The 14,615-nt window shown below is 60.5% G+C and carries 11 protein-coding genes; all 11 read right to left on the bottom strand.

All coding sequences use genetic code 11. From position 1 onward, the window contains the following. Window positions 1-93: 93 nt before the first annotated feature. Entirely contained in the window at window positions 94-504 is a 411-nt protein-coding gene (locus tag EXQ56_03075) for a c-type cytochrome (protein ID MSO19432.1), read from the bottom strand. A gap of 31 nt (window positions 505-535) precedes the next feature. After that, a complete protein-coding gene (locus tag EXQ56_03080; protein ID MSO19433.1) occupies window positions 536-1,744 on the bottom strand; it encodes a hypothetical protein in 1,209 nt (402 codons plus the stop codon). Window positions 1,745-1,884: 140 nt separating this feature from the next. Then, window positions 1,885-2,763, bottom strand: a complete 879-nt coding sequence (locus EXQ56_03085) for a c-type cytochrome (protein ID MSO19434.1) — start codon at window positions 2,761-2,763, stop codon at window positions 1,885-1,887. After that, window positions 2,750-3,268: a DUF3341 domain-containing protein gene (locus tag EXQ56_03090; protein ID MSO19435.1), complete on the bottom strand. Its 519-nt coding sequence runs from the start codon at window positions 3,266-3,268 to the stop codon at window positions 2,750-2,752. Before EXQ56_03090 ends, EXQ56_03085 begins: the two co-directional genes overlap by 14 nt. Beyond that, entirely contained in the window at window positions 3,265-4,695 is a 1,431-nt protein-coding gene (locus tag EXQ56_03095; GenBank protein ID MSO19436.1) for a hydrogenase, read from the bottom strand. Before EXQ56_03095 ends, EXQ56_03090 begins: the two co-directional genes overlap by 4 nt. Before the next feature lie 7 nt (window positions 4,696-4,702). Then, window positions 4,703-7,753 (bottom strand): 4Fe-4S dicluster domain-containing protein, encoded by a 3,051-nt coding sequence (locus tag EXQ56_03100; protein MSO19437.1) that lies wholly within the window; start codon window positions 7,751-7,753, stop codon window positions 4,703-4,705. Between the two features lie 33 nt (window positions 7,754-7,786). Continuing rightward, complete coding sequence (locus EXQ56_03105; protein ID MSO19438.1) at window positions 7,787-8,335, bottom strand: menaquinol oxidoreductase; 549 nt, start codon at window positions 8,333-8,335, stop codon at window positions 7,787-7,789. A gap of 264 nt (window positions 8,336-8,599) precedes the next feature. After that, complete coding sequence (locus EXQ56_03110; GenBank protein MSO19439.1) at window positions 8,600-9,004, bottom strand: hypothetical protein; 405 nt, start codon at window positions 9,002-9,004, stop codon at window positions 8,600-8,602. Window positions 9,005-9,072: 68 nt separating this feature from the next. Continuing rightward, the gene (locus EXQ56_03115; GenBank protein MSO19440.1) at window positions 9,073-10,674 is read right to left on the bottom strand and encodes an ankyrin repeat domain-containing protein; all 1,602 of its coding nucleotides are present in this window, start codon (window positions 10,672-10,674) and stop codon (window positions 9,073-9,075) included. 83 nt (window positions 10,675-10,757) lie between these two features. Further along, a complete protein-coding gene (locus tag EXQ56_03120) occupies window positions 10,758-12,104 on the bottom strand; it encodes a DUF1552 domain-containing protein (protein MSO19441.1) in 1,347 nt (448 codons plus the stop codon). Further along, the gene (locus tag EXQ56_03125) at window positions 12,101-14,551 is read right to left on the bottom strand and encodes a DUF1592 domain-containing protein (GenBank protein ID MSO19442.1); all 2,451 of its coding nucleotides are present in this window, start codon (window positions 14,549-14,551) and stop codon (window positions 12,101-12,103) included. The genes EXQ56_03120 and EXQ56_03125 overlap by 4 nt, the downstream gene beginning before the upstream one ends. Window positions 14,552-14,615 lie beyond the last annotated feature (64 nt).

A 14,615-nucleotide genomic window follows, 5' to 3' on the forward strand; every position in this document is an offset into this window, starting at 1 on the left:
CAATCGAAACCATTTCACAAAAAAGCGCGCAATGGATTCGCTCCGCTGCGCGCTTCATTTATTTATATTGGGTACTTAAATTGGGTCGGGCGATTACAGCGTTTGCAAATACGCCAACAAGTCATCCAGGCCTTGCCCGTTCACGTTCTCGCCCATCGGCGCCATGCCGCCGCCACCCTCGCTGACCTGCTTCTTAATGATCTCCACCGTGTGTTCCTTGTGCTCGGTGCCGTCGGAGAGCTTGTGCGCCGGCCACTTGAACAAGTCCTTCAGGCCAGGCCCGACGCCGGCTTCGGAGGATTCCGCATTGTGGCAGAAGGCGCAGTTGTCGTTGAAGATGGCCTTGCCCTTGGCCGCATCGCCAGAGGCTGGTGGGGCGGCCTGCGGCTGGCTCGCCCCGCGCTGGGCCGAGGACATCATGAACACACCAGCGGTGCCGATGCTAAATACTGCGCTCAACATCACGCCGCCCAGAACGGTTCTCTTCTTCGCTTCCTTGGACATCGCCCAGCACCACCTTCTAAGTCTTACAAATTTACTCTGACCCGGACGCCGCTTTTAATTCCGAGCCTATCTCCAGAATAGAAACCCGCCGCAGGCTTGTCAATAGAAGGAGCAAAATGCCCGCAGTAAATCCGGCGGTAATAAAGATGGCACGCATCCCAAAGACTGATTCATCGCCGCTCATCAGCTCGGGGCTGGCCAGCACAAATCGCTCCATCCAGGTTCCGGCTATGACCATGAGTGACACGCCCAGCAGCAGTTGCTGATTCAGCTTGGCGGCTTTCGGCAGCAGCAGCACAAAGGGCAGCACGAAGTTCAGCAACAGGACTATATAGGAAAGAGTCTGCCAGGGCTGCGTGGCCAGTCGCAACTGCACGTAGCTGGTTTCCTGCGGAAGATTGCCGTACCAGATCGGGAGGAGCTGCGACCAAACCATGTACATCCAAATCATGGAAAAACTGAACAGCATCTTGCCCATGTTGCTCCGGGCACGGTCTTGAAATTCGCGGGACATCCGTTCCGAGCCACCGAGCCAGCGGCGGGCCGCTATGGCCAGAGCCGTCGCCACGGCCACACCCAGATAGAGGTTGCCGACAAAATAGTAGCCGCCAAACAGAGAGGAGGACCAGTGAGGATCGAGCGCCATGAGCAGGTCCACCGCGAGCAGCGCGCTGACCAGCACAAAAACAATCAGGTAGGCAATCGCCAGCCATCGTGTTGCCGCAGTATTTCCACTCCATGTTCCGTTCCCTGTGCCACTCCCTGTCCCGCGCCGCGAACTACGTGCAAACGCCATGCCCACGACGGCAAGAATCAGCAGGCCCAGCGACCCGCGCAGGTAGATCGCCCCCACGTTCAGCCAGGGCTTGTGTACACCGCCGCCGACCGCTGCCCACGGGAACAAAACCTCCCTGCCCAGCGCGGAAATCAAAAAGAGCGCGCACACCGCGGGCAGAGCCGCCGCGCAGGCCTCCGCAGCGGGCCGGACCGTGCGCTGCCAGCGCGCGTCGGATACTTCCAAAATGGCCGCCAGCGCCACGGCGCCGCTCACCACGCCGGAGCATAGCAAAAAATTCACCAGAAAAATTCGCCACGCCTCTTGCGGCGCGGAGAGAGCGGTCCAAACAAACACACCCACTCCAGTCAGCGCCAGCGCCGCCAGCAGAGACAATAATCCAGCCGGGATGGTCTTCGGATTCCCCGCTTCCGTACTTTCGCGTGTCATCAAGTCGTCTGCCATTCCAGTCTCAAACATTGCCCTAGCACTGTCATCTTGAGCGCAATAAATTGAGCGCAACAAGAGCTCTGCTTTTTCACGCGCCCTGAACGAAAGCAGATACTTCGCTTCGCTCAGAATGACAATCGAACGATAGGTCCTGGCTACAGCGTCTGCAAATAGGCCAGCAAGTCTTCCAGCGCCTGCCCGCTCACGGCGTCTCCCATCGGCGCCATCGCGCCGCCGCCATCCACGATCTGCTTGCGGATCATCGGCGCCGTGTGTCGCGCGTGATCGCTGCCATCCGCGCCGCGATGCGCCGGCCAGCCGAAAAGGTTTTTCAGGCCCGGGCCGACGATCTCCGCATCGGAATCAGCGGCGTGGCAGGTGGAACAGTTGTCATCGTACACGGCTTTCCCGCGTGCCGCGTCGCCCGGAGCGAATGTCGCCTCGCTTCCCGAACTGGTTACGCCGGGCTGCGTGCCACTAATCGTTTCGGACATCGGCGGCGCGATGGCGATGCTGCGCAGGTAGCTCACCAGTTGCCAGCGCTCCTGGGGAGCGATGGCATGGTCCAGCGAAGTCATCACCGCCCCTCCGTTGCGAATCGTGGCATAGAGGAATCCGTCCGAGCGGCGGCCCACCGTAATCTGCAAATTAGGCGGCGGAAACAGCGCTTTCTTAGCCACCGGACCGTCTCCCTTGCCCTCCGGTCCATGGCAGGCCGCGCAGTAAGACGCGAACAACTTCTTCCCACTTTCAATCGTCTCCGGCGAAGTTGCCAGCGGGTTGCGCAATTTGGTATCCGCATCTTGCCGCGACATCGGCGGCTCATTTGCGCCCAGATCCGTCTCACCGGGCATTGTCGTGCCGACAGAACCCACCGGCGCTGACCATGCCATGCTGCCCACCGCGGGCTTTGGAGACACCGGGTAGCGCAATCCCATATACCAGTCCCCTGCGCGGGGTACCAGCAAGATGGCTCCCGCAGCCAGCACGAGCAGCACAAAACCTGCCGGGATGAGCAGTTTAAGCGGTTTCAATGGAGATCTCCTCCAGACCGCAAGCCCGCAAAACGCGGCTCACTTCCTCCACCTGCTCCGGCCCACACGCGACGAACAGGCCAAAGGTGTCCACCGAAAATCGTTCGCTGTATCGCGCTTTGGAAATCACGCCGGGCACCGCGGAACGAAACAATCCGCCGTGCAGCACAAAGCCGGCAACGGTAGAGAGCCCCGCGAACAGAATGGTCAGCTCGAAGATGACTACCGAAAATCCAGTGAATGCGACGATCGGCTTGCCGCCAGTAATCAGCGGCCAGGAGAGCGCGGTGCCGTAGGTCAGCGCCAGACCTCCGAGCAGCCCGAGGATACCGCCCGCAAACGTGTAGTAACGGATGGGAGTCGCCCCAATTCCGCAGGCCTCCAGCAGCTCGCCCGAGGGCAGCGGAGAAAACACCTCAAATTGCGCGAAGCCTTTGTCGCGCAGATGTTCGAGCGCGTCCACCAGTCGGCGCTCCTGATACGAGATGGCCAGCACGCCGCTCATGGCCCCACCCTCCGGCCCTCGCGCGCGTTCGCTTCCAGGCCGGCGGCTTGCGCGGAGAAGACTTCCTTCACTTCGTATAGCGGTACGACCGGACAAAACCGCAGAAACAACAAGAACAGAAAAGTGAACAGCCCGATGCTCGCCGCGAGAATTCCGTATTCATAGATCGTGGGATGGTAGATACGCCAGGTGTAGGGATCGTAATCGTGCGTTAGCGAAACAGCCACGATAATCAGCCGTTCCAGAAACATCCCCACATTGATGAACGCGGCGACAACGAAGAGCACCATGCTGTTGCGACGCAAGCCGCCGCTGGTGAGCAGCAGCGGGAACAGGCAGTTACAGGCGATCATGATCCAGAACAGTGGAGCGTAATCGCCAAACGCCCGGTAGTGCATCGAGGACATCTCGATAGGCTCGTTCGCATACCACGAAGTGAAGAATTCGCTCAAGTAGCAGAAGGTCATGAGCAGGCTCATCAGCACCAGCAGGCGACCCAGCTTGTCGTAATGCTCCGTGGTGATGTAGCTTTGCAGACGAAACGTGCCGCGCAGCAGGATCAGCAGATTGCACAACAGCGCGAGGCCGGAGAAGATCGCTCCGGAAACAAAATACGGCGCGAACACCGTGCTGTGCCAGCCGGGCACGATGCCCATGGCGAAATCCCATGAGACAACACTATGCACGGAAATGGCCAGCGGAATCGTAAGGGAGGCGAGCAGCAAGTAGACGCTCTTGAAGTGCCGCCACTGCCAGCCCGAGCCGCGCCATCCCAACGCAAAGATTCCGTACACCGTCTTGCGCAGGCCCGTGCTGCGGTCGCGCACCGCGGCCAGGTCGGGCACCATGCCGATATAAAAAAACAGCAGGCTGACAGTGAGATAGGTGCTGATGGCGAACACGTCCCACAGCAGCGGCGAGCGGAAGTTGAACGGCAACTGCTTTTCGTTCGGCAGCGGAAACATCCAGTAGAACAACCACCCCCGGCCCAGATGCAGGATCGGGAAAATGCCCGCGGTCATGATGGCAAACACGGTCATGGCCTCGGCGATGCGGCTGATGGAGGCGCGCCACGGCGCTCCGAACAAGTAAAAGATGGCCGACATCAGCGTGCCCGAATGGGTGATGCCCACCCAGAAAACAAACGTGGTGATGTCGAATCCCCAACCAGTTGGCCGGTTCAGACCCCACAGCCCCAGGCCCTTGTCCAGCAACTGGAACCAGATGTATCCGCCCATCAGCACCAGCGCGAACGCGATGCCCAGAATAATCCAGTAGACGGGACCGGGGTTGCGCAGGCGCGAGAGAATGTCCTCGTTGACCTGCTCGAAGCTCGGCGGCAACTCGGTGGCAAGTTCGCTCAGGTGGATTCCATCCACCGCGACACCGCTCAACTGCATTTCTCTGGCCTCGGCGCTGCTGCTCATGAATTCCTTAGGCCTGTTTAATCCTCGGCAAATAAGTGATTGCCGGTTTGGTGTTCAACTCCTCCAGCACTTTGTAGCCGTGCTGGATGGCCGATAGTTTCGAGACGGCGCTCTCTGGGTCCAGCAGATTGCCAAACGAGATCGCCTGCGCCGGACAGGACTGCGCACACGCCGGCGTGCCTTCGCCATCTTGCACCTTGCGGCCTTCGTCCTTCGCGTGATCCTTCGCGCCGCGAATGCGCTGCACGCAGAAGGTACACTTCTCCATGATCCCCTTGCTGCGCACTGAAACATCGGGATTCAATTGCAGATTCAGCGGCTCTTCGAAACCGTAGTCAAACCAGTTGAACGTGCGCACCTTGTAAGGACAATTATTCGAGCAATAGCGCGTGCCCACGCAGCGATTGTAGGTCATCACGTTCAAGCCTTCGCTATTGTGCTGAGTGGCATAGACCGGGCAGACCGGTTCGCAGGGCGCGTTGTCGCACTGCTGGCACATCATCGGCGAAAAGCGAATATCCGGCTTGCCGGAAACGTCATGGATGTAGCGCTCGATGCGAATCCAGGCCATGTGCCGACCCTCGGCCACGCGCTGCTTGCCGACCACCGGCACGTTGTTCTCGGCGTAACAGGCCGCCACGCAAGCTCCGCACCCGGTGCAGGAGTTAAGATTGATGGCCATGCCCCAGCGATAATCCTTGTGCTCGTGCGGCGGATAGTTGTCGGGATACGAATGGCTCGCGAGATGGCGCCCCGCTTCGTGCCCCGTCTCAGGACCCGTCTCGGCGGGTGCCTGCGGGCTGCCGCCCATTAACGCGCTGATCGGGATCACTTGCGAGAAACCGCGCCCATGATCCGTCAACGATCCATCGGTGCGCACCAGCGGCGACCGGCGACCCGACTTGGTCAGCGTAACCGTGGTGCCCGCGTAGGCCAACGCGCCGGACTTCGCATCGAATCGTGCTGAAAGCAGTCGTACGGGATTCGCGCCAACATCGTTGGCGTAGCGGCCAAAGTTGGTGTGGCCCAAGCCCAGCGGCATGGCCACTGTATCGCGGCGGATTCCCTCATAAATGTAAACCGGCGCTTCCAGTAATCCCGCCGGCGCTTGAATCACCACCACATCGCCCTCGACGACACCCAGCTTGCCCGCCGTCTCTGGATGCAACTCCGCCCAGCCGTCCCACACGATGTTGGTAATGGGATCGGGAATCTCATGCAACCACGGACGATTCGCTCCGCGCCCGTCGTAGTAGCGCGACGAAGGGTATGCGTGTAAATAAAAATCAGTCGCCGCAGCCGGGGTTGGGGGCGGCGGGAATGCTCCGATGAGGGCGCTGATGGCCATCTCTGTTTTCACGGTGGGCCGCGATGCTGGCGAATTTTCGTCACCCGCTCTTGCGGAGTTCGGCCAGAATCCCCCATCACGCAGGCTGTTGTTCCAGAAACTTTCAAAGTCTCCCTGCGCGTGCTGACTGTGCTCAGCACGCCAGCATTCCTTCAAGTAATTCTGGAATGTCTCCTGCGAAAACGCTGCGGAAGGCTTGTCTCCAGCCAGGCGCGCCAGCGCCAGCAAAACATCGGCGGACTGCCGCGTATCGAACACTGGATTCATCGACGGTTGCAGCAGGCTATGCACACCAGCCACGGGACGATAGTCGCCCCACTGCTCGAGCGGCGTGTGATCGGGAAGAATCAAGTGAGCGAGTTCCGTCGTCTCGTCGGGATAACTCGACAAGCTCACCACCAACGGAACTTTTCTGATCGCCTCGGCCAGGCCCAACTCGGCGGGCAGCGTGTGCAGCGGGTTGGTGGCATGGACGAAGAGCACATCCACTTCGCCGGCATTCATCGCCTGGATGAGCGTTTTCCATTCCTGCGCGTTGGCCGTCTGCGGCGGCTCGAAGGCATCATCAAAACGCACCGTCTGCCCGATCCGTCCCGCCACATAATTGAGCAACTGAACCGCCATCATCAGGCCCGTCGCTTGCTCACCGCTCACCGCAGCTCCTCCGCCCATGGCGAGTGAGGAACGGGCGGCGGCAAACTCCTGAGCCATCCTCTCGATGATCTCGCCGGAGACGCCCGTGGGCACGCTCACCACGGCGGCGGCAAAGGGTTGCAGCATCTCGCGGAGTCGCTTGGACTCGCTCTGCGGAAGCGCGGTCACTCCCCTGGTGAGAATCGCGTGCGACATGGCCAGCGCAATGTACATCTCCGTGCCCGGCCTTGCCGCCACCCATTCGTCGGCGTTGGCGGCGGTGAGCGAGAGGCGCGGCTCAACGTGAACAATCTTGCCGGGAAGGCGTCCCGCTGCAGCCTCCGCTCCCTGTCCGCGCAGCATTGCGAAATCGCGCGTGAAGCCGACCGGCGCGAGCCAGGTCTCCAGATAATCCGCGCCGAAGGAAATGACATAGTCCGCATCGCCGATGTGCAGCGAAGGAACCACCGGCTTGCCGAACAACGCGCGGTTGGCCTCCACCAGTGAGGCCAACGAGAACGGCTCATGCACCAGCGAGCGCGTCGATCCGAACGCCGCCAGCCACTCGCGCACCAGTTTTCCCATCGCTGGGCCACGCGCGCCGGAGAGAAATGCGACGCGATCCTTGCGGCCGGACGCGCTGCCAGACGCGACGCCAGACGCGTTGATCGCGCTTAGTTTTTCCAAGATTGTTTTGATGGCGTCGTCCCAACTGACGGGATCGACCGCGCCGTTCTTCGCGCGGCGCAGAGGGCCTTGGAAGCGGTCGGGATTATAGAGACCCTGCACGGACGCCTGTCCGCGCGAGCACAGCCCGCCGCGGCTGAGCGGATGCGCGGAGTTGCCCTCCACCTTGGTCGCGCGACCCTCGCGCGTGCGCACGGTCATGCCACAGCCGGCCGGGCATTCCCGGCAAGTGGTGGAGTACCATGTGGCGATGCCAGGAATGGTCTCGTCCGACGGCATCACCAGCGAGACAAGCGTGCCCGCCTGGTCGCGGCTGCAGCCGACGGTCCCGGCCATGCCTGCGAGGCCGGCAACCTTCAGGAAATTTCGGCGATCAAACGTTGCGGTCATCTATTGTCCCAGTCAAAACCAGCTCAAGCCAGATCAGCGATGACACGTCGAGCAATCCAGCGGCGCGCCTCGCTGCTGATGGCAACTCACGCACCAGCCCATGGTCAGGCGCTCGATCTTTTCCACGCGTTCCATCTTCTCCACAGCCCCGTGGCAACCCTGGCAATTCAGCCCAACAGCCACATGCCGCTTATGAGAAAAATGAACGTAGTCATCCATCTGATTGATGCGCTTCCAGACGATGGGCTGCTTTTTCGCCCAGTACTCATCCACCTTCAGCATCTCTGGGGACTTCGTCTTCACCCAGCGATGGCAGCCAACGCAAGTGCCCACGGCGGGAAGTCCCGCCATGGCGGACCGCCGCGCCCCGCTATGACAAAAAACACATTGGATGTTGAGATCACCGGCGTGCAGCCGATGGCTGAAGGCGATGGGCTGCGAAGAAGAATCCGTCGCAGAAGCAGGCTGTTGCGATTGGCCGGATGAAGCCTGCAGGATGCAGGCCAGCACGACCACGAAAATATATACTCGCTGGCGGACACATCTCCAGCCACTGCCCCGAATTGTCAGCGAGTCCATCATCAATTAATTCAATTGGCGAGCCGCGACCGGTCCGAGGGAAAGCAATTGGCCAGTGCAAGCGGCATCCGCGGACAGATACTCAAAAAATCGGAGGAAGGAATACCGACAGAACCCATCCATCCAACGCGCGCCAGCCTAAACGGATGTTCGTTCCATGTCCGAAAAAAAAAGACATTGCCCGGAGAAAGCACTCCGCCAAAGCCGACATTGGGCGCCCTGCCAGTACTGACTGGGCGCCCTCGGGAGTGAATGTCGTTGAATCGACTAGAATTTGATGCTGTAAGGACCGTCGCCGACCTTTTCACGGTGAGCGGTGTGGCAGGCCCCGCAATTGGCACCGGCAACTTTCATCGCTTCGGCAGCTTCGTCCACTTTGCCCGCGCCGGCCAGCTCGGCAACCTTGGCGAAATCCGCCTGCGCTTTGGCAGCGATCGTCGCGCCTGCTGACTTGTTGGTCTCGAAGAAGGCCTTCACCTGGCCCATGATCCCGGCCAGCTTCGTGGCATCCGCGGCGGCCTCTGGACCCATCTTGGCTTCCATATTCTTGCGCAGGCTGCCATTGGCTGCCGACGTAGCCTTCATATAACCCACAAATGTGGGATCGGCCTGAGACCAACCAGCCACACCCAACAACATTACCGCAACACTCAGCAACAATACTTTCTTCATGAACATAACTCCCTCTTATCAAAAGTATTTGAAATCCAGGAACCCTCAATAACTAAACTAAACTCCGCTTACTCCGCCGAACGATCGCGGATGGGACCGTCATAGGGCTTCGCGCCCAACTTCAACAGCAGCTCGGCCGTGCCCTTATTTTCGCGTGTCGGCTGGCGGAAGCTGTAGTCAAACGCGTCGCCTTTGAGCTGGCGATAAACCAGCCCGCCCGGATCGCCCATGGCAATGGTGATCGGTGTTTGCCCGTACTTGTCCTTCGATTCCAGATTGGCTCCGTTCTTCACCAGGAACTCAATCATATCGAGGTCGCCCAAGTAGACCGCTCCGTGCAGCGCCGTGCGGTTATTCTTGTCCACCGCGTTCACATCGCCGCCGAGCATCACGTTCAGCTTCATGGCTTCCAGAAACCTCTTCTTCTCGTCCTCCGTGCGCGGCTCACGCTCTCGACCGATGCCGGAGGCCACCATCAGAGGAGTGGTCCCCTGCCCGGTGGTGATCTTGGGATCGGCGCGGCGCTCCACCAGGAAACGCATGGTAGCTGCATCACCCGAGGCCGTGGCCAGCATGAAGGGGGTAACGCCGGAGAGATACAACTGCGGCAGATTGTTGCCCATGCTGCGGGCAAAGCGATGAACTTCGTAGGGCATGAAGTCATTGGTCATCTCCGCATTGGGGTCCGCATTGCGAGCAAGTAGGGCCTTCACCAGTTCGGGAGAGTTCGAGCGCACCCAGAACTTGTCGGTCATCGACTTGCCGCCGCCAAACAACTCCGCCAAGCCTTCCTGCAACGCCCAGTGCATCGGCGTCAGGCCGTAACCGTCGCGCGCATTGGGACTGGCGCCGCGATCGAGCAGGAACAGACTCATCTTCTCGTTGCCGTTCTGCGCGGCCACCACCAGCGGCGTGCCGTCGAACTCCGTGCCATCATCAATCTTTGCGCCCGCATCCAGCAGCGCCTTCGCCGCATCCACATCGCCGGACTGCGCGGCGAACATCAGCGCCGTGAATCCGCCCTTCTCACCCGGGAAATAGGCCTTATCGCTGTAGGTGGTAGCCCTCATCGGATCGTAGAGGTCCAGCTTCTTCGTCCTCAGATGAACATTGGCTTTCGCAGCGACGAGCTCCTGCACGACGGCGGACTGCTTCTGTGCAGCGGCGCGCATCAGCGCGGTTTGCGCGCGATCGGTATCAGCTGCGTCGAGATTCGCTCCCGCTGTGATCAATATCTTTACAGCCTCAGTGGTTCCCGTCTTGGCGCAGTTCATCAGCGGAGTAACGCCGTTGGTCTCGGCCGCGTTGGGATTGGCCTTGGCCTTTACCAGCAGTTCCACCAGCGGGACATTTTTATTCGTGCAGGCCAGCGACAAGGGCGTAACACCATAGTCGTTCGCCGCGTTGGGATTGGCTCCCGCGCCGAGCAGCAACGAGGCCGTCTCTGTGTCATTGCGATAAGCGGACCACAGCAGCGCGGTTGCGCCATCGCCCGCAGGGCGATTCACCGCCGCAGTGTCGGCCTGAATCATGCGGCGCACCATGTCGCGGTCGCCACGGCGCACAGCATCGATCAACTGCATGTCGAGCGCTGCCGCCGCATGAAGGCCGGACACCGTGAGTGCGCCTGCAAATACCCAACCACCGAGATTTCTCAGATTCATCCGCATTCCCAGTCTCCTTACGATTTTGCCGGAGCAAATGGTTGGGCGGGGGGCGAGCCAGATCGCTCCCGGCTCCCCGCCCGTGAGATTTACATGGACAGCACGTCGAGCCTGCCAGTAGCGTCGCTGTACTTGCTGTCGAGATAGTCATCGACCGGGAGCTTGGCCAGATCGAGCATGGTCAGCAGCATATTGGACATGGGCAATGCGTTGTAGCGGATGTGCCGTCCGCCCTTCAATTGTCCGTTCGCTCCGCCCACCAGCAACATGGGAACGTCATGGTGCGTGTGCGCGTTGCCATCGCTCATGCCGCTGCCGTACATGATCAGCGAATGATCGAGCAGCGTGCCATCGCCGTCCTGCGAGGATTTCAGGCGATCGAGGAAATAAGCGAACTGCGCGGAGTGATGCGCGTCAATCTTGCCGCAGGCTTCCACCGCCGCCTCCTGGCCCGAGTGGTGCGACAGCGAGTGGTGACCATCGCGGATACCCAGTTCGCGATACGCAACATCATTCTGCTCGCGGCCCCACATGAAGGTAACCACGCGAGTGAGATCGCCCTGGAACGCCAGCACTTGAAGATCGAACAGGAGCTTGGCGTGCTCGGTACGGGTGGCGGGAATGCCCACAGGCTGATCCATCGAGGGCAGCGCGCGCGACGATTGCTCCTCCGCCAACTGAATGCGGCGCTCGATGTCGCGCACCGCTTCCAGATACTCGTTGAGCTTCGAGCGGTCGCTCGGACCCAGGTCCGTGGCCACGCGGCTGACATCCTCGGACAGAAAATCCAGGATGCTCCTGCTGCGCTGCGCCTGGCGTTTGCGCTCGGCCGGATCGGTCGAGCGGCTTTCGCCCATCAGACGCTGGAAGACGGCGCGCGGGTTGGCCTCCATGGGCAGCGGAGTGTTCGGCCCGCGCCAGGAGATGGTTTTGGTGTAGGCGTCGCTGTACGCGCCATCGGCCGCGCCGAGATCGTCGGCCTGATCGAGCGACATTTCGAGCGAGGCCAACTGCGTTACTTTGCCGAACTCGCGCGCCGCCAGCTGATCCGCCGAAATGCCCACCGCGCCACCCGGCTTCGGGTGGATGCCGGTCAGATACGCCGCGCAGGGACGCGCGTGATTGCCGCCCGCTTCATTGCCGACCGGATCAGCGGCCTTAATATTCATGCCGCTCAGCACCAGCATGTTCTCGCGGAACTTGGCCAGCGGCGCCAGCGTCGGCGGCAACTCAAAATTGGCGCCGGTCGCTGTGGGGACCCAGTTCTTCATGATCCTGCCGTTGGGTCCATAGATGAACACCAACCGCAGGCCGCCGGTGTTGTCCGCGGCAGCAGCGAATGCCGGGGTCATGCTGCTCAACATGGGCAGCGCCAGCGCCGCGCCTGCTCCACGCAGGAATGTGCGACGGGGGATGGCCTTCTTGAATATCATCATGATGCGCGAGTCCTCCTCATCTGAAATGGCGTACTCTTCACAATACCGATAATGATCGACGACCAGCGGTAGTCCTTTGCAGCGGACTCCCGCACGACTTTGCGTAGGCTGGGAACATCATAGAATTCAACCTCACGCCCCAGCGCGTAGGTCATCAACTTCTCGGTCAGCGTATTGACGAACTGCTCCGGCTTGCTGAGCAGAACTTTCCTGAGCCCATCGGCGCCGGCGATCCTGGTGCCGTCGGGCATGGCGGAGGCATTGTCAATCTTTGCGCCGCCATCTTCCGTGCGCCACTGTCCGATGGCGTTGAAATTATCCAATGAAAATCCGATGGGGTCCATGCGTGCATGGCAGTTCGAGCAGACTGGATTGGCCTGATGCTGGATGGTGCGCTCGCGCATGGTCAGGTTCTTGATCTTATCGCCCTTCTCCTCAAGCAGCGGAACGTTGGGAGGTGGAGGCGGCGGCGGTGTGCCCAGCATATTTTCCAGCACCCATTTGCCGCGCAGCACCGGCGAAGTTCGATTGGAGCGCGAGGTAACGGTCAGGATGCTGCCCTGCCCCAGCAGCCCGCGACGCGATTCATCGGCGACCGCAACGCGGCGGAAGCTGCTGCCGTAAACGCCGGTAATTCCGTAGTGTTTGGCGAGGCGCTCGTTGACGTAGGTGTAATCGGCGCGCAGCAAGTCCAATGCGGAGCGGTCTTCGCGCAACATGCTCGCGAAAAACAGACTGGTCTCGCGCTCGAACGCGACGCGCAGATTGTCATCGAAATCAGGGAAGACACCGGGGTCCGGCGAGACCATCTTCAGATTCCGCAGGTAGAGCCATTGGCCTGCGAAGTTATCCACCAGCGCAACGGCCTTGGGATCTGCCATCATGCGCTTCACTTGCGCGTCCAGCACGGCAGCGTCGTTCAACTTGCTATTTTCGGCGGCAGCCAGCAATTCATCATCGGGAATGCTGGACCACAGGAAGAAGGAGAGGCGCGAAGCCAGCTCGATATCGCTCAACTTGTAAGGTGAATCGGGCGCGGCGCCCGCGGGATCACGCTCAATGCGGAACAGGAATTCCGGGCTGACCAGCATGCCTTGGATCGCCATGCGCACGCCACTTTCAAAGCCATTGGCAGCCCCGCCATCCGCTTTACCGGCCTGATAGAGTTTGGCCAGCGACTGCATTTCTTTGTCCGTTACCGGGCGACGATAGGCGCGGCGCGCCAGGCCGGAAAGAATCTTCTGCGCGCAGATGTCCTGCTCGGTCTCGGCGGTGGGATGGCAGGTGAAAATCTTCTGGCGGCTGGGTGTATTGCCCACGCCGCTCGCGTTAAATGGGCCGTCAATGGTGATGCTGGCGATGCCCGGGTCGCCGCCCTTCCAGTCGCCGATGTCGGGAGTCATGGGACGCGCGAAATTTTCGAGCAAGCCTTCCGGCTCGCCGGCCTTGGCGCGAAACGCCACGCCAACTGTACGCGTGCCGGCCTCGACCGCAAAGCGCGCGACCAACTCATCGTCGGCCAAAAATTCATAGGCCGTCTGATCAGGATCACCGCGATAGAACGTGCCGTTGCGATTGTGCTCCGGGCCGGTTAGGCCGAAGCGCTTGCCGCCGACGGAAAAATCAGCGACGCGCACGCCATTCAGCCGCACATCCAATTGATGCGCCGTCCCGGTGAGGCCGCGAATGATGCCGTCGTCGTTGCGCACGAGTTTCATCTTGACCACGTACTCGCCATCCAGTGGGAATACATGATGCACGGCGATGCCGCCGCGCGAGCCGAAAGGCAAGTCATCGCTCAACTGCTCGTCCTGATAAAGCTTGTCGGGAACATTGTAGGTCTCACCCACCGGAGCAATCGCCGGATCACCCACGGACATGGTGCTGATCTTCGACGCCGCCGACATGTACCGCTCCATGAGCACGGGCGAGACGTTCAGCAGTTGCGCAAGATTGTCGAAGCCGCGCCCCGAGTCATCGGCGGGCAGCAGCGCAGCGCCGTCCACTTCAATGGCCAGCAGATCGCGCACCGCGTTCGAGTACTCGGCACGATTCAGCCGATGCACCACGGTGCTCCCCGGATTAGGTTTGGCGGCGGCGAGTTGATCAAGATTTTTTTCAAGATAGTCGGCGAGATCGTTATTCGCCTGTGCGTCGGGACGCGGCGCCTTGGCCGGCGGCATGGCGCCGGTGCGCAGCTTCTTGACAACTTTCTCCCATACGTCGGGCGCTTCAGAAATGTTGTCTACGTTGGCTTGATCCAGCATCAGATCAGCAGTCTTCAATTTTTCATTGTGGCAGGTGACACAATATTTATTGAGCAGCGCGCGATTCGCCGAAACGGGTTCCGTGGTTTGCTGCGCCTGCGCGCCGCCGGCAATGGATGCCGCGACCGCCATCACGCTCATTAAAATTACCAGGCGATTCCAAGATTTCAATTCAATCATCTTCCGCCCTTTTGCTGGAGTTTCGGCAATTCTCCTAGCTTTTTTGCTACCCTTCAACACAACC

This window comes from Acidobacteriota bacterium (assembly GCA_009691245.1).
In the GTDB taxonomy this organism is placed as follows: domain Bacteria; phylum Acidobacteriota; class Terriglobia; order 2-12-FULL-54-10; family 2-12-FULL-54-10; genus SHUM01.